Source organism: Pseudomonas sp. PDM27 (assembly GCF_019219205.1).
Taxonomy (GTDB): domain Bacteria; phylum Pseudomonadota; class Gammaproteobacteria; order Pseudomonadales; family Pseudomonadaceae; genus Aquipseudomonas; species Aquipseudomonas laurylsulfatiphila.
In genome coordinates this window covers 518294-535518 of sequence record NZ_JAHUWF010000001.1, presented here as the reverse complement: position 1 = coordinate 535518, position 17225 = coordinate 518294, and the positions used below count along the sequence as shown (strand labels likewise).

At 57.3% G+C, this 17225-nt stretch carries 15 protein-coding genes; 7 read left to right on the top strand and 8 right to left on the bottom strand.

The features are described 5' to 3' along the window. Positions 1 to 234: 234 nt before the first annotated feature. Positions 235 to 1857 (bottom strand): DUF1254 domain-containing protein, encoded by a 1623-nt coding sequence (locus KW838_RS02475; RefSeq protein ID WP_218500246.1) that lies wholly within the window; start codon positions 1855 to 1857, stop codon positions 235 to 237. Positions 1858 to 2365: 508 nt separating this feature from the next. Here KW838_RS02475 and KW838_RS02470 point away from each other — a divergent pair. After that, on the top strand, positions 2366 to 2599 hold the full coding sequence (locus tag KW838_RS02470) for a hypothetical protein (RefSeq protein WP_218500245.1): 234 nt from the start codon (positions 2366 to 2368) through the stop codon (positions 2597 to 2599). Here KW838_RS02470 and KW838_RS29765 read toward each other — a convergent pair. The 7 genes from KW838_RS29765 to KW838_RS02440 all read right to left on the bottom strand — a co-directional run bounded on the left by KW838_RS29765 (position 2523) and on the right by KW838_RS02440 (position 9302). After that, positions 2523 to 2756, bottom strand: a complete 234-nt coding sequence (locus KW838_RS29765) for a transcriptional regulator (RefSeq protein WP_371317810.1) — start codon at positions 2754 to 2756, stop codon at positions 2523 to 2525. The genes KW838_RS02470 and KW838_RS29765 overlap by 77 nt on opposite strands. Positions 2757 to 3024: 268 nt before the next feature. Beyond that, on the bottom strand, positions 3025 to 4071 hold the full coding sequence (locus KW838_RS02465; RefSeq protein ID WP_218500610.1) for an ornithine cyclodeaminase: 1047 nt from the start codon (positions 4069 to 4071) through the stop codon (positions 3025 to 3027). 143 nt (positions 4072 to 4214) lie between these two features. After that, positions 4215 to 5558: an APC family permease gene (locus KW838_RS02460; RefSeq protein WP_218500244.1), complete on the bottom strand. Its 1344-nt coding sequence runs from the start codon at positions 5556 to 5558 to the stop codon at positions 4215 to 4217. 154 nt (positions 5559 to 5712) lie between these two features. Further along, a complete protein-coding gene (locus KW838_RS02455; RefSeq protein WP_218500243.1) occupies positions 5713 to 6465 on the bottom strand; it encodes an N-formylglutamate amidohydrolase in 753 nt (250 codons plus the stop codon). Continuing rightward, a complete protein-coding gene (locus KW838_RS02450; protein WP_218500242.1) occupies positions 6449 to 7804 on the bottom strand; it encodes a glutamine synthetase family protein in 1356 nt (451 codons plus the stop codon). The genes KW838_RS02455 and KW838_RS02450 overlap by 17 nt, the downstream gene beginning before the upstream one ends. Beyond that, positions 7801 to 8445, bottom strand: coding sequence for an isochorismatase family cysteine hydrolase (locus KW838_RS02445; RefSeq protein ID WP_218500241.1), 645 nt, complete (start codon positions 8443 to 8445; stop codon positions 7801 to 7803). The genes KW838_RS02450 and KW838_RS02445 overlap by 4 nt, the downstream gene beginning before the upstream one ends. A 2-nt stretch (positions 8446 to 8447) precedes the next feature. Continuing rightward, the gene (locus KW838_RS02440) at positions 8448 to 9302 is read right to left on the bottom strand and encodes a MurR/RpiR family transcriptional regulator (protein ID WP_218500240.1); all 855 of its coding nucleotides are present in this window, start codon (positions 9300 to 9302) and stop codon (positions 8448 to 8450) included. 861 nt (positions 9303 to 10163) lie between these two features. On the opposite strand from KW838_RS02440, the gene KW838_RS02435 reads away from it, so the two are divergent. From KW838_RS02435 to KW838_RS02410, 6 genes are all read left to right on the top strand, one after another. Beyond that, positions 10164 to 10514, top strand: coding sequence for a BON domain-containing protein (locus KW838_RS02435; protein WP_218500239.1), 351 nt, complete (start codon positions 10164 to 10166; stop codon positions 10512 to 10514). A gap of 638 nt (positions 10515 to 11152) precedes the next feature. Next, positions 11153 to 12400: an OprD family outer membrane porin gene (locus tag KW838_RS02430; protein ID WP_102701152.1), complete on the top strand. Its 1248-nt coding sequence runs from the start codon at positions 11153 to 11155 to the stop codon at positions 12398 to 12400. 160 nt (positions 12401 to 12560) lie between these two features. Then, positions 12561 to 13922, top strand: coding sequence for an MFS transporter (locus tag KW838_RS02425; protein WP_102701151.1), 1362 nt, complete (start codon positions 12561 to 12563; stop codon positions 13920 to 13922). An 85-nt stretch (positions 13923 to 14007) separates the two neighbouring features. Continuing rightward, complete coding sequence (locus KW838_RS02420) at positions 14008 to 14982, top strand: AraC family transcriptional regulator (protein ID WP_218500238.1); 975 nt, start codon at positions 14008 to 14010, stop codon at positions 14980 to 14982. A gap of 96 nt (positions 14983 to 15078) precedes the next feature. Further along, entirely contained in the window at positions 15079 to 16185 is a 1107-nt protein-coding gene (locus tag KW838_RS02415; protein ID WP_095967114.1) for an NAD/NADP-dependent octopine/nopaline dehydrogenase family protein, read from the top strand. Beyond that, on the top strand, positions 16185 to 17183 hold the full coding sequence (locus tag KW838_RS02410; RefSeq protein ID WP_218500237.1) for a 3-hydroxybutyryl-CoA dehydrogenase: 999 nt from the start codon (positions 16185 to 16187) through the stop codon (positions 17181 to 17183). The genes KW838_RS02415 and KW838_RS02410 overlap by 1 nt, the downstream gene beginning before the upstream one ends. Positions 17184 to 17225 lie beyond the last annotated feature (42 nt).

Sequence of the window (17225 nt, the reverse complement as noted above, 5' to 3'; positions counted from 1 at the left end):
GGGGGCGGATAAAAGTCCCGTCGATTTTTTCGTCTTTTTTTGCATATTCCAGGGTGAAAATCGGGGGGTATAAGCCAATCAGCCATCAAAAAAGCCCTGGTCGGGGTCAAAAACCAGGGCAATGCACTGCCATTTTTCTTTCGAAAAAAGCACATTCCGGACAGTTGATTGCGTCGGCATTAACAGGGCGGTCAGCACCGACTGGGAAGTAGTGCTGACCGGCCTGTGTTTATCTCACCGAACCAGTTCGACCTCGCTCGGGCGCCACGCTTTCGTGAAGAACGACTCAAGGGGGCTGTAGAGGCGCAGGAGCATGAACCAGCCCTTGTCCGGCATGGTTTGTATCCAGTTGCCGGCTTTGGCGTCCGCAGGTCTGGAAGGGCCGAAGTAGATGGTCATGGAACCATCCGCGTTTTCGACGGCCGCCGGTGACGGGTAGGTTTGACTGCCGGCACGGGGGTAGCGCTGTGGTGTCTGGAGCATGGAGCGCGTCTGGTTGTCGTAGACGGTGAAGGACCAGAATTTCGCCGCAGGGATCTTGGGTGGCAGGGTCACCTTATAGGTCTTTGCGCCATCGAAGGGGTTCTTGTCGGCGTCAGTAAAACCCATGAGGTACTGCGAGCCTACATTGGGCACGCGCATGATCATGCCCGGCGAATCCATGGTGTAGCCGTAGTAGAAGGCCGTGCGCGAATCAAGCGTGCGCGCGCCAGTCGGTGGCAATGGCTTGAACAGGCCTTCCTTGGTGATCAACGGCGGCGGTGTTTCAAAATTGAAGCCGCCTTGCCACAGCATGTTGGCCCACATCGAGTTCGGGTAATAGGCCCAGCCGGGATACTCGGCGCCACGCCAGTTCAGCGCTCGTCCAGCGGCGTTGCCCACGGCTGCCGCGTCGCTGAGGATCTTCTTCATCCGCTCGTCCGGCGCAAAGGGTTTGCCCTTCACGATACCAATGGCCGCCAATTGGCCCATGAGTTCCGGGCTGAACGAGGTGGCAGGTTCCAGCTGTACAAGCTTGTCGAGCATCTCGAAGTAGGAAAAATCGTTGGGCGGGATGGTGTTGAAGGATTTGCCACTGCCCTCGATGAACTTCGTTGGCGGTATCGGGGGGATGGGCTCCAAGCGGATTTTGCCTTCGAGTGCCGTGGCAATGCTGGTGCCGTGGCCACCCGGCGTGTAGGGGTAGATCTTGAGTTTTTCCTTGATGAGGTCAACGGCAGGTTTCGGGTCGTTGTTCTCCATAAAGGCACGTACGGCGTAGAGCACATGGTTGGTCTTGGAGCGGCCGACAAAGTAGCCGCCATCAGGAACAGGACCCTCGTAGCCGGGTGGAAGAATCAGGTATCTACCCCCTTCACCCCGATCAGGTCCGGGTGCGCCAATGTCGATGATCCAGCCAAACCACATGTCATTGAGCGTGCCGAGGGCCTTGGGTGGCACTTCAATCACCAAGGGTCCTTTCGTCAGGTCGAGGGTTGCCACCGAGTAGATCGTATCGGCGTTGGCCGTGAGAAAGAGCGAGTTGGAGTCCATCAACTCGGAGAAGATGACCACCGAGTTGTCTTCAGCGCCAATGCTGTGGAAACCCTCGCGAATCGCATAGGCCGAGGCGCCGGAAAAACTGTTCACGAAGGCATCGACACCCCGTGTGAACGCCAGTGTGTCATAGACATTCCGGGCAGTTTCGGCGCTTGGCGCGCCATCCTTGAATTCCAGCACGCCGATTCGGGTCTCGACACGGTCCGGCGTCTTGATGGCGGGTGGAATGTCGGTGGCCGCCTGCGCCGAGGTCAGCACCGGCAACATCAGGGTAAAGAAGGACGTGAGTACGGCGATGGGTTTGAGAAGGTGCGCCATGGGTGTCTCCCGGGGGGAAGTTTGAAGTATCGATGACTCAAACTGAGGAAGGGCATGGCGCAAGGATTTTCGAAAGCCAGGCAAACCACAGCCTGGTTCCAGGTCATCGAAGGTGTGCTGAAACTGAAACGCCCGGATGACCTTTGACGGATATTGCGCGCAGGTGACGGAGCAGCACGGAATGCTCGATCAGTTCTTCCAGCCGACCCAAGCATAGGTGCACATTTGCCATCGCTCCAGCCAGCGGCAACTGTTGGTCGATTGTTGCCTGTCTCGAAGGGGTGCAATCGACCGATACCCGCCAGACAGAATCATTCTATGGAGTGAGTAATCCCGGTTCATGGGCTTCACGACTGACGCTCATCTTGTCGCCAGCGAGAACGGGAGGGTGGCCGAGTAAACGTTCAGCAGCCTCCAGGCTGTCTTTCTGTGGACAGGTGAAAGGCAGCTCGTGGCCGCTTACTGCCTGTCACGAAGGAGAAAAAATGGCTGAACGGAGTTTGCAGAAATGGAAGTAGGAAAAATATTGACCCCATGGCGTATCTTTCGCCTCGTGAAAACAACGCGTCAGCCCAAATGTCACCGGCCTGCATCGATTGATGTTCTCGATCAAGGCGATGCTGCCGATAAAAACAGTGATAGGACAGTTCTCTCAAAAGTAGGAATTAGAAATTTTCCCGGCGATTACGTATTGCAACGCTATGCCTCAATGTGTCATCAGGCAGAAGTTCCTCATCAATAATGCATTCAATTTTGCTGCCCGACTCTACTTTTTCAATAAGCTCCCTAATCGCTATCTTCATGAACCAGTGGGGCGTTCGGTCTAGGCTCTGCGCTGCAGTTTTCAGCCGATTATGTGTTCGGGAGTCCAGTTTTACGCCGAGTGTGGTGGTAGCCATTTCAGCCTCATCTGTTTTTTTAAAAGGAAATAGTCGGGGTCGTTTTAAGTTTGGCGCTAGAAGAGGGTCAGTCGAGTTTTTTTGAAAGTTTCTCGCGATTTCAGTTGAACGGTTTTCGTGACTGGCTTTTTAAAAGCTATCAAAAGCCACATCTACACTCACATTGTTCGAGGTCAGATAAGGCCTTCGATAGCTGTCCAAAGTGCACCTGCCGTTGATTTACTGAAATACAGTTATTCGATGTTCTTTTTTATCGACCGGTGCATGATCAGGCACGTTTTTTCTGTGCGACCCCGGATACTGGGGTCAGCCTGGCAAACAAGTCTTTGGGATCGGACAGTTCCGGTACTAACTCAATTGTGCGGCCGATATCGAACGCTTGTGCGACCTCCAGTACATAACGCAGGGCCGAGTAGTCTTCCAGCGCAAAGCCGACTGAATCGAACAGCGTTACTTCTTTTACGTTTTCGCGACCGCCGACTTCGCCGCTCACGACACGCCAGAATTCGGTAACTGGCGAATCGGCTGGCATTTGCTGAATTTCACCTTCGATGCGACTCTGTGGCTCGTACTCAACGAAAACCCGTGACATTTCGACAATCGAACGGTGCAGCTCCGTCTTGCCGGGGCAGTCACCGCCGACCGCATTCAGGTGCATGCCAGGCTCGATCATTTCCGGAGTCAAAATGGTTGCGTAGGCTTTGTCTGCGGTCACCGTGGTCACGATATCGGCGCCCTTTACAGCGTCTGCGATATTTGAGGTAACGACAACCTTGATGCCAGGAAATCCTTTGAGGTTGGCGGCCAACTTTCGGGTGGCATGGGGGTCGATATCGAATAATCGTATTTCGTCGATGCCCAGTATTGTGTGAAAGGCAATGGCCTGGAACTCGCTTTGTGATCCATTGCCGATTAGCGCCATGGTGCGCGAGTCAGGACGGGCCATGTATCGCGCAGCCAGCGCTGAGGTGGCTGCGGTACGGATCGCTGTCGTCAGGGTCATCTCGCTGAGCAACACGGGCTCACCGGTTTCGACATCGCCAATGGCACCAAACGCCATGACCGTCAGCATGCCGCTCAGGGTGTTTTTGGGATGGCCATTTACATATTTGAAGGCGTACAGCGACGCATCCGAAACGGGCATCAACTCGATGACCCCCTCGGCAGAGTGATTGGCTAAACGTGCGCATTTTTCAAAGTCGTGCCAACGAAGGTAGTCTTCGCGAATGTACTCCGCCATTTCGGAAATAAAGGCACAGATGCCTTTGCGTGATACCAGTTGGCTCAGGTCATTTACATCAATATATCGCGTCATATCTTTGTCCTCGGCGGCAAGTGGAGAGCAGTTAATCAACATTTTTAGCATTGCTTTTCGAGCAGCAGTCGGCGCTGCGCCTGTTTAAGGGGCAGTCATTCAGGTATACGACAAGCTATGAATCAGGTAGCAGCTTTCAAAACCTAGATGTCCTTGGACAACTCCAGATTTAAACCTTTGCGGTTAAGTGCCCATAGATAACAAAGTCCCACCACTATCCAGATGCACCCCAGCTTCTGTGCCTCGAGCCCCATGTTGTACATGATCGCGCAAGTGATAGTGAAACCCAGTACAGGGGTTATCAGGTGGCGCCAAATGGCACGGGACTTCATGCGGCGCCAGTAATAGTTGATAACGGTAATGTGCAGGATAATGAAGCCACTGAGTGCGCCGAAGTTAACTAACGATGTCAGCGTGTCTACGGTGTCGATGAAAAAATAGCAAATGATCATCGACAGTACGGCGACCATATAGATACTCACATAGGGCGTACTGTATTTCGGGTGTACTTTCGCCAAAATCCTGGGAAGTTTCCCATCCCGAGCCATCCCGAACAGCAATCGCGAAACCGCGGCTTGAGAGGTAATGGAGACAGCAACGCCCCAGGCCAGCGCAGTGGCGATTGCAGTCAGTGAGGCCAGCCAGCTTCCTCCTGCAATCTCTGCTATTTCATAGAACGCGGAATCTGCGGAAGTAAAGCCCATACCCGCCGCCAGATCGGTGGCCAGCCAGGTCTGTGCGACAAAGATGGCGCCCATGACCAACAAGCTGATCAATGCAGCTCTTCCCACGCTGCGTCCGGCATCGCCCTTGGTTTCTTCTGCCAAGGTGGAGATGGCATCGAAGCCCAGGAATGAAAGTACCGCGATGGAAACGGCCTGCATCATCAAGGGAAAGCTGAATGCTACAGGGTTGTACAGAGGCGAGAGCGTCAAGTGCCCGTTCCCGGCCCCTGTGTGCAAAGCGTTCCAGCCACAGGCCAGGAAAATGCCAAGGACAATGAGTTGTGCCAGTAAAAAGAGGATGTTCATTCGAGCGGTGAAGGTCATGCCGCGCAGGTTAACGAGCGTGGCAGTTATCAGGAACGCAAGAATGAAACCTGTTTTCGGAATGGCGGGATACAGGTGATTCAGCGCGATGGCCGCATAGATATACAGCAATGGCGGGATCAGCAGGTAGTCGAGTAACAGTAGCCACCCGGCGATGAATCCGGCATTGGGATGCAACCCGCGTTGCGCGTAAGAGTACACAGATCCGGCGATGGGGAAGGCGCGAGCCATGCTCCCATAACTCAGTGCCGTGAACAGCATGGCAACCATGCCAATGATGTAGGCCAGCGGTACCATCCCGGGAGCTTCGCTGTTCACGTACCCGTAGACTCCGAATGGAGCTATCGGGATCATGAAAATCATTCCATAAATGACCAGGTCGGTAAGCGACAAGCTGCGTTTGAGTTCTTGTTTATAACCAAAATCTTCAATAGCCATGATTTGGTACTTCCGTATGCAAGTAAGGCGGCTATTTCAGCCCGTCAACCAGAAACGGCATAACGGCTGAAACAGGTTTTTTAAACCCGGCAGGTTAAAAGACGCCTAGGCGGTTTTTTTATAGTTGTATGACCGATTTAACAAGCAACAGCATTTACAACAGTGGAGCCAAGTAGTCTGACCATGACCGAACAGCTTCCGGTTTTTGCAATAAGTCGTTTCTCACTTCAATGAGTGCAGCGTTGATGCCCCGTTGATCGCCATGAAAGGGCACCGTCATATCCTCAAGAGGATTGATCTCGTAAGGTTCGTTGGCCGCTACCTTGAGGTCGTGAGCCGCCAGGCCTTGAATCAGCGTATGCGCGTAAGTGTGAGCACGGTCAAACAGAATGCCGACTTCAACCGCGCGCGGCTGGCCGTGATAGACCGGTGTGAAACTGTGGACCCCAATGACCCTGACTTCTCGGCCCATGGCCAGTCGAGCGTCGATCAGTTCGCTCAGCTTTTGATGAAAGGGCTTGAACAAACGTTCTTGCCGATACTGCCGTGTCGCTCCATCCAGACGTTGATTGCCCAGCACATCGTAAATTTCACTGCGAACTGGGATGCTGTCCAGCGCTTCGAGCGGCCGATTCAGATCAATCAGCAATCTGGAGTAGTTCGCGGATATCAATGTCGCGCCGAGTGCCTCCGACAGGCTTTCGGCGAGCGCCAACGCGCCGATGTCCCAAGCGATGTGCTGCCTGGCCGCCTCGTCGGTCAGGCCCAGACCATCCAGTTCTGGCGGGATAAAGGCGCTGGCGTGTTCGCAGACCAGAATGACCGCGTGCTCGGCGTTTTCCCGGCTCACGGTGTAAACCGGCTTGTCGTACAAGCCGTATTCCAGTGTTTCAGTAGAGTCGTGCATAGTGATCACACAGTTCGGCAGGGGTCATGGTCTGCGTCGACTTCAGCTCTTGGGCTTTCACGGCAAAGTACGCATCGAGGAGTAGCTTCGGCAGTTGCTCAAACAGCTCCTTGCTGTCGCGCAAACTGGCCAATGCCTCACTGAGGGAACCAGGCAGGGCTACGATGTTTCGTGCCTGACGTTGTTCCTCACTCAGTGTGTCCGGCGACTCATCGGCCGAAGCGTCCAGAACCAGTTTGTGTTCGATGCCTATTCTGCCGGCCATCAGCACTGTGGCCATGGTCAGGTGCGGCGATGACGTCGCATCGAGCGGGCGAAACTCCAGGTTGTATTGTTTGGCGGGTGACTTGCCCCCGATAGTGATAGTCGGGCATATGCGCAGTGAAGCCTCTCTGTTGCGCTGTCCCAGGTTGGCATATGAAGCACTCCAGTGATGGGGTTTCAGGCGCAGATACGAAATGGGCGTCGGCGCGCTGAATGCGCACAGGGCTGGCAGATACTTCAGTACCCCTGCGGCCCAGTGCTGGCCCAGTGTCGAGAGTCCATTGTCTTGCTCGGGACTGTACATGACGGGGTGTCCAGCCTGATCCTGCAAACTGATATGCAGATGCACTCCGTTACTCACCCCATCGGGTTGCAGCTTTGGAGAAAAACTGATGTCCAGGCCCATCTGCCGGGCGATTTCGCGGGTGATCTCCCTTACGTTCACTGCCCTGTCGGCAGCGGCGACCCCCTGAATGGGGCGGCAGGTGATTTCATATTGAGCCTTGCCGTATTCCGGCAAAAACATTTCCGGCTCTACGCCGGCGGCTTTCAGGGCACTCAACAACCAGCCACCGAAGGACGCGGCGTGATGTTGGGCGGCGAGGGAAAATGCGTGGTGCGAGTTAGCCGGGTCCAAATAGCCCAGGTTGAATTCATGCTCGAACGCTGCCGTAACCTCAAGACCCAGTTCGTCGCGATAGCGCTGGATTTCATTGCGCAACAATGTGCGTGGGCAGGCCGACCAAGGCTGTCCATCGGTTTCGCAGATATCGGAGTGGATGAAGTCCAGACCCGGTGCATTGGCGTCGGGGCCATTGGGCACGCGGACGCGGCTTCCCATGTCCGGAATCAGGCGCAGATCGCCACAGGATCCCCATGGGTTATCGGAGGCCACCACGTCCTGTGGCGTCAATGCACTGTTGGCAGGTACCCAGCCACAGCCCGCAACCCGGTAACTCTCAAGCTCGTCGCTGGGAAATGAACGCCCGCGCGTCACACCAATCAAGTCAGTGGTGACAATGGTGGTCAGGGCCGTTGGTGCAATTGGTGTTTTATCTGCGCTGGACAGGCTCATGCTCCCATCTCCTGCAAACGGTTGATGACGGTTTGAGTGTCGGTGATCCAGCAATACCCTTTGATGGCGTCCAGACAGGCTTGATGCCTTGGTGCCGTGTAGGTCGCGCAGGCATCCTCGACCAGTGTGACCAGATAGCCTCTGTCCGCCGCATCGCGAACGGCCATGTCCACACATTGGTCGGTGACAATCCCTGCGATGATCAGATGCCGGGTTTCAAGATTGCGCAGCACGTAGTCGATGTTCGTCGAGTTGAATACACCCGACGAGGTCTTGGGCAGCACGATTTCGTTCTCGGTGACGGCCAGCTCATCAATAATGCCCGCGTGGAAGCTGCCCCGGGGCAGGTGCATATCCGACAACTTGTGATCCAGCGAGCGGTCACGACCATCTGCCGTCAGGCTCTCGATAATGGTGTGCAGCACATTTTGCCGAGCGCCGCGCACCGCCTTCAGCAGTTTTACCTGGTTCGGTATCACCGTGGTTTGAGCGCGAGTCAGGAAGTATTCCGCCCCTGGCCCTCGCAAGTGAGGATCAAACTGCGGATCCAGCCAGGCACGCTGCATATCGACCAGTAAAAGGGCCGTCTGGCCGTAACTGAAGGGCAAATCACGCGGAGAGTGATGGGGAAGGGTGAACATTATTATTTTTCCTCCAGGAGGTGGGCGGCGAATCCGGCGCGCAGCGAATCAATACCTTCCAGGCGATCATTGAGGTTGTTGCTGCGTTGAGTCAGGGTGGCAATCAGGGCTTCCACCTGGGCGAGTGCGGGAACCAGGGTGTCGAACGCAGAGACCGATTCGACGGGGGCGCTGATGATCAGGTCGGCCAGTTCGCGCAGGGGAGAGACGTAAATGTCGGTGAAAAGAACGATGCGGGCATTGCGTGCCTTGGCTGCGGTAGCGACACGCAGTGCCTGGGTCTGATACCGGCGATAGTCGAAAAGCAGGATGACGTCCTGGCGCTGAATGTCATACATCCGATCGGGAAGTTGGGCATTGTCTTCCAGCGTGTGGCATCCCGAACGCAACAAGCGCAAGTGATTGACCAAATAGCCGGCGAGGAAACTGCTGAGTCGACCGCCGAAGCAAAAAATCTGGTGCCGGTTGTCCAGGATCCAGTCGACGAGAACACGCACATCTTCGGGCTGAGTCAGTGCCCGGGTTTCTTGAAGGGTGCGGCTGCTGTCTTGCAAATAGAGTGTCCAGGTATCGTCCTGGGACAAGTGAGCACGGGGCTGGAGCAAAGTGATAGGGGAACGTAAGCGTTGATCCATCTCGCTGAGCAGGGCTTCCTGGAAATCAGCGTAGCCACCAAATCCCAGCTTCTTCACCAACCGCATGATGGTCGGGTCGCTGACGCCTGCCTGCTCCGCCAAGCGGGCCATTGCGCCGAGTCCGCTTCGTGGATAGTGGTCAAGCAAAACACGGATTACCTTGCGCTCCGATGGGGTCGGCTTCAGAGCGGCATCGGTAATTTTTTCACGTAAATTTGTCATTGGATCGCCTTTCAAAGCGCTGTTGTTTTTATTACAGAACCAGTTGAATTGAGTCTATATGTAGTGAATCGAACATGTCTAGCGTTTTCTGTGCCGCCTGTCTTTTTCACTACAGTGAGGAAGAAATGGCTTTCGCCTGTCGATTCTTGAACATGGGCCCGTCAGACGACCGCCTCGTGTTCGACGTATCTGCACACATCATTGCCGACATGGAAAGCCATCGCGGAGAATAGGTCGGGTTGTTCCGATCCTGAGAAACCAGGCCGTCTCGCGAGACGGCCTTTTCACAATAGTTCGCGACGGGCGCGCTGTTGGCGCTGTCGCTCTGGACCGTAGGTTCGCGTGGCACTGATGACACCGACCGGGCTGGACCATCTCCTTGCTCGGATGGACTGCCTGCGTAGTTCGCCAAGCTATTCTCACGGGGCTCGCGCACCAACGCATGATCGGCGCGTTCGGATTCAGTCAATGGCAGTTCAGAGGCCATTGCATGCTGCCGCTGGTTATCGCTTGACTCGAACGCCTGCTTTGTCGTTGAGGCCGTCCGGGGGGGCAGTGTCCGCTCCTGGCCGATTCTGTCGGTCGACATCGGCAGCCATGGGTTGATCAGGGCCGATCGCAATAAGGACTGTCTGGAGGCTCTGCAGGTATTGCGCCTGGCACAAAGCGACCAGGGCGGACGTGCACGGGGACAGCGCTCTGACCGCAGGCAACGGCCGTACTATAATTAATGTCTGTCAATGTTTGTGTGGCGAGCGCTCCAAAACGAATCAGGTATCCATAGCGTTCACCTGACAGGCAAAGGGCAGCACAGCAAAAGGGATGGACAATACGTCTGATTACTCGAGAGAGGGTTCAGCCATGAAAATTCACTCCTTCCAGCATTACTCTCATGGTCTGGAAATGGCCGTTCACGATGCATGGATTACCGCCAAGGTGAAGTCCACCCTGGCATTTTCCGATCCGACCCTTAGCCTGCATATCAATGTCAAAACCCATGCGGGCATAGTGGGGTTAAGCGGCCGCGTCAACACTCATAGACAGTGTGAACAGGCCATCGATCTGGCCCGTTCGGTTCATGGTGTCGCCGAAGTCGATGCCAGCGACCTGCAGACCCATGTGTTCACGCCAGGGAGTTTTCCAGAAGCGCCCAACGCCGAAGAGAGCACTGAGCGCCGGCCACAATCGTCGACAAAGATGGACGACAAATGACAATGGCAACTTTGTAGGCGCCGCGCTCCCGGTCGGGAACCGAGAGCGCAGGGAAGCTGAATGCCCCTGTGCCCCAGAGTGAAACACCCATGGCTTCGTGGACATTTCCGAGTGGCTGCTCAGGCCGTTTTCTGCCTGTCATCCAAGGGTCTGCATCAGGCTGCGTAATTGGAGAATCGCCTGCGCAATCGGGGAGGTTGGCAGGCAGCGCAATCGCTAGTTTAGGGCCCATCCAACAACAAGACCTCGCTATAGGAAGGCTTATGCAATACAGGCTTGCCATCTCGCACTGTGTGCCCTGCGCTTTTGAGTCGACTAAGGGAAACCTTTAGCCGGATTGAAGTTTTCCCCCCAACGGATGCTGTTCATCTCGATATCGGCGCGGCGCCTACTGACTTACCTTGGGTAGACAGGAGGCGTGTCGTCTTGGCGGGCTGTTGCATTGAGCCCGCCTGGCGTTTTACCCCATAACAACAATAGGCCTGACCATGCTCGAACCCATCGTTCTTTATATCCCTGATGCAATTCGCCTTCCTGCGCAAGAAGGCTCGGTGTTCGGCTGCCGGCATTTTTAACTTTTAGTTCGAATCTGCTCCTATAAATACAGTGCCCAGCACATACAGATGTGGAGAAGTTAGATGCTTCAGGTAAAACAATCTTGCCGTGGGCTTGGTATTGCCGGCGTGTTGGGAATGATCTGTTCGCCGGCAGCCTATGCCGATGTTGTCGATGATAGTCACTTGAAAGTGGATACGCGTAACTTCTACTTGCACCGTAATTACACCAATAACAATGCGCCGGTCTCTGAAGTGCATAGTTGGTCTCAGGGTTTCGATGCACAGTTTACGTCCGGTTACACCGACACGGCCCTGGCGATCGGCCTTGATGTGGATGCGCAATACGCCGTGCGCCTGGATTCATCGGGCAACGACGGTTCGCTGCCTTTCAGCGTCAGTGACCAGCAGACGGCGGATGACTACAGTCGCGCCGGTGCAACCTTCAAGATGCGCTACAGCAAGACCGAGTTGAAGGTCGGTGACCTTCGCCCTCAATTGCCGGTGGCGTACGATGACACCAGTCGGCAACTGGATACGATCTATCAAGGGGCGGTGGTCGAGTCCAGGGAAGTCGATGGATTGACGATGACCGGTGGCCGGTTCTGGTCTGCCGTGACACGGGAATCTTCCAACCACGAGAAACTGTACAAGTTTGGCTCCACCGATAATCTCGACAGTGACGGCCTGGACTTTGGCGGCGCAACTTACGACATTACCAAGAACCTGCAAGCCAGTTATTTCTATGGCGTGTTGCACGATATTTATCAGCAGCACTATTTCGGCCTGATGCATATGGCTGACTTGGGTAATGGCTACAAACTCAAGACCGACTTGCGCTACTTCAATAACAATGAAGATGGTAGTGCCTTGAACGGTGAGATCGACAACCGTTCCTACGGTGGCCTGTTCACCTTGCTCAAAGGCGCCCATATGTTTGGCCTCAGTTACCAGCGCATGCTCGGTGACAGCGTGTTCCCGACGATGAACGGGTTTATCCCGCAACCCTATCTGGTGCACTGGTCGTCCCTGGGGTTTGTCCGCCCGGATGAAAAGTCCTGGGGCGCGCGCTACAGCTATGACTTTGCCGGGATGGGCATGCCGGGGCTGAAGCTCTACACCCGCTACATCAAGGGAACCCACTGGGATCGTGGCGCCAACCTGAGCGACAACCAGGAAAGCGAACGCTTCCTGGGGCTCAGCTACGTGGTGCAGAGCGGGGCGCTGCAAGGCCTGGGGCTGGACCTGCGCAACATCGACGTGAAACAGAAGTACGGTTACGACTACAACGAATTCCGTTTCGCCACGACCTACACCTGGAAGTTCTGGTAAGCCCGGTCCACCCGGAGTTTGACCCCATAACAATAAGAGGCCTGACCATGTTCGAACCCTTTGTCCTTTACCTCTGCCCCGCAACTTCCCAGTCGGTGCGCTGTGCACCGTCACCCGGCGCGCTGCGCCCATGAGCGGATTCCAAGAGGAGCAAACACTAATGAATATCCAGGTCGATAACGCGGTCCTGCAACAGCAGAAGAAGAAAACCTACATTTACGAGTGGTACGTGGTCGGCCTGTGCATGATCGCCTACATCTTTTCATTTGTGGATCGGCAGATCCTGGCGCTGATGATCGAACCGATCAAAGCCGATCTGCAGATCAGCGACACCCAGTTCAGTTTGCTGCACGGGCTGGCCTTTTCGTTGTTCTACGCGTTCATGGGCATGCCCATTGCCTACCTGGCGGATCGCTTCTCCCGGCCGAAGATCATCGCCGTCGGCGTGGTGTTCTGGAGCCTGGCGACTGCCGCCTGCGGCATGAGCAAGAACTTCCTGCACATGTTCCTCGCCCGCATTGGCGTGGGTGTCGGCGAAGCGGCCCTGTCGCCCTCGGCCTACTCGATGTTCAGCGACATGTTCCCCAAGGAAAAACTTGGCCGCGCCGTGGGCATCTACTCGATCGGCTCGTTCGTCGGTGGTGGCCTGGCCTTCCTGGTGGGTGGCTATGTGATCGCGATGCTCAAGGACATGAACACCATCGAAGTCGCCGTTCTCGGTGCGATGAAGGCCTGGCAACTGGCGTTCTTCATTGTCGGCCTGCCCGGTATCGTGGTCGGCCTGTTGATCTGGCTTACCGTGCGCGACCCGGCGCGCAAGGGGCTGCAGGTCGATGCACAGGGTCAGGCCAAGAAGGTTGCGATGAGCGATGGCTTGCGTTTCCTCGGTCGCCACCGTGCCACCTTCACCTGCCATTACCTGGGCTTTTCGTTCTACGCCATGGCCCTGTTCTGCATGATGAGCTGGAGCCCGGCGCTGTACATCCGCAAGTTCGGCCTGTCGCCAATGGAGGCCGGCTACATGCTCGGCACCGTGCTGTTGGTGGCCAATACCGCAGGCGTGCTGTTTGGCGGATGGCTCACCGACTACCTGGCCAAGAAAGGTCATCAGGACGCCGCCATGCGCACCGGCGTCATCGGTGCCCTCGGCATGGCGGTGCCGGCCGTGCTGTTCCCGCAAGTCGATCAACTGTGGCTGTCGGTGACGCTGTTGGTGCCGGCGATGTTCTTCGCTTCGTTCCCGATGCCGGCGTCCACGGCGGCGATGCAGATCCTCGCGCCGAACCAGGTGCGCGCGCAGGTCTCGGCGGTGTTCCTGCTGATCAGCAATCTACTGGGCCTGGGCCTGGGCACCACGCTGGTGGCGCTGTTGACCGACCGCTACTTCGGATCGCCCGCGGCGGTGGGTTCGTCGATGTCGCTGGTGATCGCCGGTGCATCGGCGTTGACGGTGCTACTGCTCTGGCGTGGCTGCCGTCGTTTTCGGGAAAGCTATGCCCGGGAGTATCCGACCCGGGCCTGATTGGTCATAGTCCACGATCGGCGCCTCGGCCTCGCTCCCTTTGAAGGGCGCGGGGCCGAGGTGCTCCAGGACAGGAGAACCCTTGATGTTGAATGATGTACACCTGCTGGAACGGCACAGCCTGCTCAGCTCGGCCGATTACCGCGAGATCAAGGACAAGGTCAGCCAATACCTGTGCCCCCACAGCTTCAACGTGCTGCGTGACGAGCCCATCCACACTCGGCTCAACGGGGTGTTTTTCGGCGATTCGGCACTGCTCGACCTGCGCTATGGCGCGCCGGTGGAAATCACCATCGGCGACATTGCCGATCAGTACCTGTTTCGCATTACCTTGCAGGGGCACTGCGAGGTGGCCCACGGGCGGCGCAGCGCGGCGATGCAGTCGGGCTACCTGAGCGTTTCCTCGCCGTTCGCGCAAAGCCGCATCGTCACCGATGGCGAGTGCCGCAACCTGATCCTGCGGGTCGACCGTGATGCCCTGGAGACGCAACTGCAACGCCTGCTCGGCCGCAGCCTACGGCAGTCGGTGATCTTTGATGTCAGCGTCGACCATCTGGGCGCGGGCGTCGTCAGCCTCTATCACACCCTGGACTACATCTGCCGGCTGTACGGCAGCGGCGTCGACGGTTCGCGCCTCGCCAGCGGCTTGTCCGAATACCTGATGCAACTGCTGCTCACACAGCTGCCGCACAACTACTCGGCGGATCTGTTGATCGACTCGCGCGCGCCGCTGCCGCACCACGTGAAAAAGGCCCGTGACTACATCGAGGAACACCTCGACGGACCGATCAGCCTGACGACCCTGAGCGAACTGTGTGGCGTCTCGGTGCGCACCCTGCAAAACGGTTTCAACCAGTTCCTTCAGCAGGCGCCGGTCGAATACATCCGTGACCGGCGCCTGGCGGTGATCCACGAGTCGCTCAAACAGGGCAGGGCCGGCGAAACCGTCACCGATATCCTGTTGCGTCATGGCATCAACAGTTTCGGGCATTTCTCCAGCGCCTATCGGCAACGCTACGGCTGTCTGCCGTCGGACACCCTGCGGCGGCAGAAGCATTGAGACTCCTGCGCAATCCGTCAGTCGGCTGCGCAATCGGATAAGTGCGCGACGGTGCGGCTCGATAGGATCGAGTCACTGACAAAAAGGAGTATCTGCATGAATATTACTGTGCTGGGTGGTGGTCACGGCTGTTACGCCGCTGCTGTCGAAATGGCTGAAAAGGGGCACCCGACCCGCCTGTGGCGTCGAGACTCCACCGCGCTCAAGGAGCTGCTGGCCATCGGCAGCCTGACCATCAAGGACTACAAGGGCACTCGCCAGTTGTCCGTCGGCCAGCAGGGCGACAAGCTGTCGTTCACCGACGACCTGGCCGAAGCCCTGGGCGATGCGCAACTGGTGATCATCCCGCTGCCGTCGACCTCCCACGAAGACCTGGCCAAACATGTTGCGCCGCACCTGCACGACGGTCAGGTGGTGTTCCTGCCACCGGGCACTTTCGGCAGCTTCGTGTTCGCCAAGGCCATGGCCGATGCGGGCAACCGGAGCAAGGTCGCCTTCGCTGAAACCGGTACGTTGCCGTACCTGGTACGCAAGCATGGCGCCAGCGACCTGGTGATCAGCGGGTACGCCACCCGCCTGCCGACCGGCGTATTTCCCAGCAACCTGTCCGAGCATGCTTTCGCGGTGCTGCGCGAGGCCTACCCGAGCGTCGAGCCGATTGAAGACGCCCTGAGCGGTGCGTTGATGAACGCAGGCCCGATCATCCATCCGCCGCTGATCATGATGAACGCCGGTCCCCTGGAGCATTTCGAGGCCTGGGACATTCACAACGAAGGTACCCAACCGTCGATCCGCCGCGTGACCAACCAGCTCGATGCCGAGCGCATGGCTGTGCGCGAAGCACTGACCTACGGCGCGCCGCACTTCCCCCTGGCCGACCACTACAACACCACCGAAGGCGATGAGTGGATGTACGGTCGCGGTGCCCACGGCAAACTGACCGACAGCGGTGACTGGCGCGAAGACATCGACCTGCAGAAGCACCGCTACATGCTTGAAGACACACGCCTGGGCCTGTCCTTCCTGGTGTCCGTCGGCCGCTGGGCCGGTGTGCCGACTCCGGTCGCGCAGGGTCTGCTGAGCATTGCCTCGGTCGTCGCTGCACGGGATCTCTACGCCGAAGGCCGTACCCTGGAAAACCTCGGTCTGGCCAAACTGAGTCGAGCGCAGATGACCGAACTGCTGACCAAGGGCTACAACTGATGAACGCCGCGCTGCCCCAGGTCAGCGTGGTCGGCGCCGGCCGGATGGGTGAGGGCATTGCCCTGGCGTTCATCCATGCGGGCCTGCCGGTCACCCTCATCGACATCAAGGATCGCTCCGAGGAGGAACGGCACGGCTACTTCGAGCGTGTGCGCAACAACATCCGCAGCGAATTGCAGATGCTGGTACGCCTTGGTGTGCTCGAGGGGGATCAGGCGGACATCGCGATAGCCCGGCTGACGGTGCAATCAAAATCCCGGGCCGCGGCGACACTGCCTCAGTGCGACCTGGTGTTCGAAGCGGTGCCGGAGGTCATCGCGGTCAAGCAGGAGACCTTCGCCTGGGTCAGCGAGCATGTCCCGGCGTCGACCATCATCGCCTCGACGACGTCGACGTTTCTCGTCACCGAGTTGAGCGAAATGGTCAGCACGCCTGCGCGCTTCGTGAACGCGCACTGGCTCAATCCCGCGTACCTGATGCCGCTGGTGGAAGTCAGCCGCAGCGAAGCGACCTGCCCTCAGGTCGTCGAACGGCTGCTGCAACTGCTCAAGCGGATCGGCAAGGTGCCCGTGGTGTGCAATCCGGTGGCTGGCTACATCGTGCCGCGCATTCAGGCATTGGTGATGAACGAAGCCGCACGGATGGTGGAAGAGGGCGTGGCCAGCGCAGAAGATATCGACACCGCAGTGCGCGTCGGTTTCGGGCTGCGCTTCTCGGTGCTGGGCCTGCTTGAATTCATCGACTGGGGCGGCGGCGACATTTTGTACTACGCCTCGCGCTACCTGAGTGGAGCGCTGTCACCGCGCTTCGAATCGCCACAGGTGATCGCCGACAACATGCAAAACGGCCGCAATGGCTTGCGAGATGGCCAGGGTTTCTACGACTACCGTGACATGGACGTGGAAGCCTATAAGCAGCAGCGTCTTGGCGATTTTGTCCGCAAGCTGCAATTGTCGGGGTTGACGCCAGCGTTCGATGGCGCCTTGAAGCAGGCCTGAGCCTCAGGGCCCGGATGCCGGGCCCTGACTGCACGAGGTTGC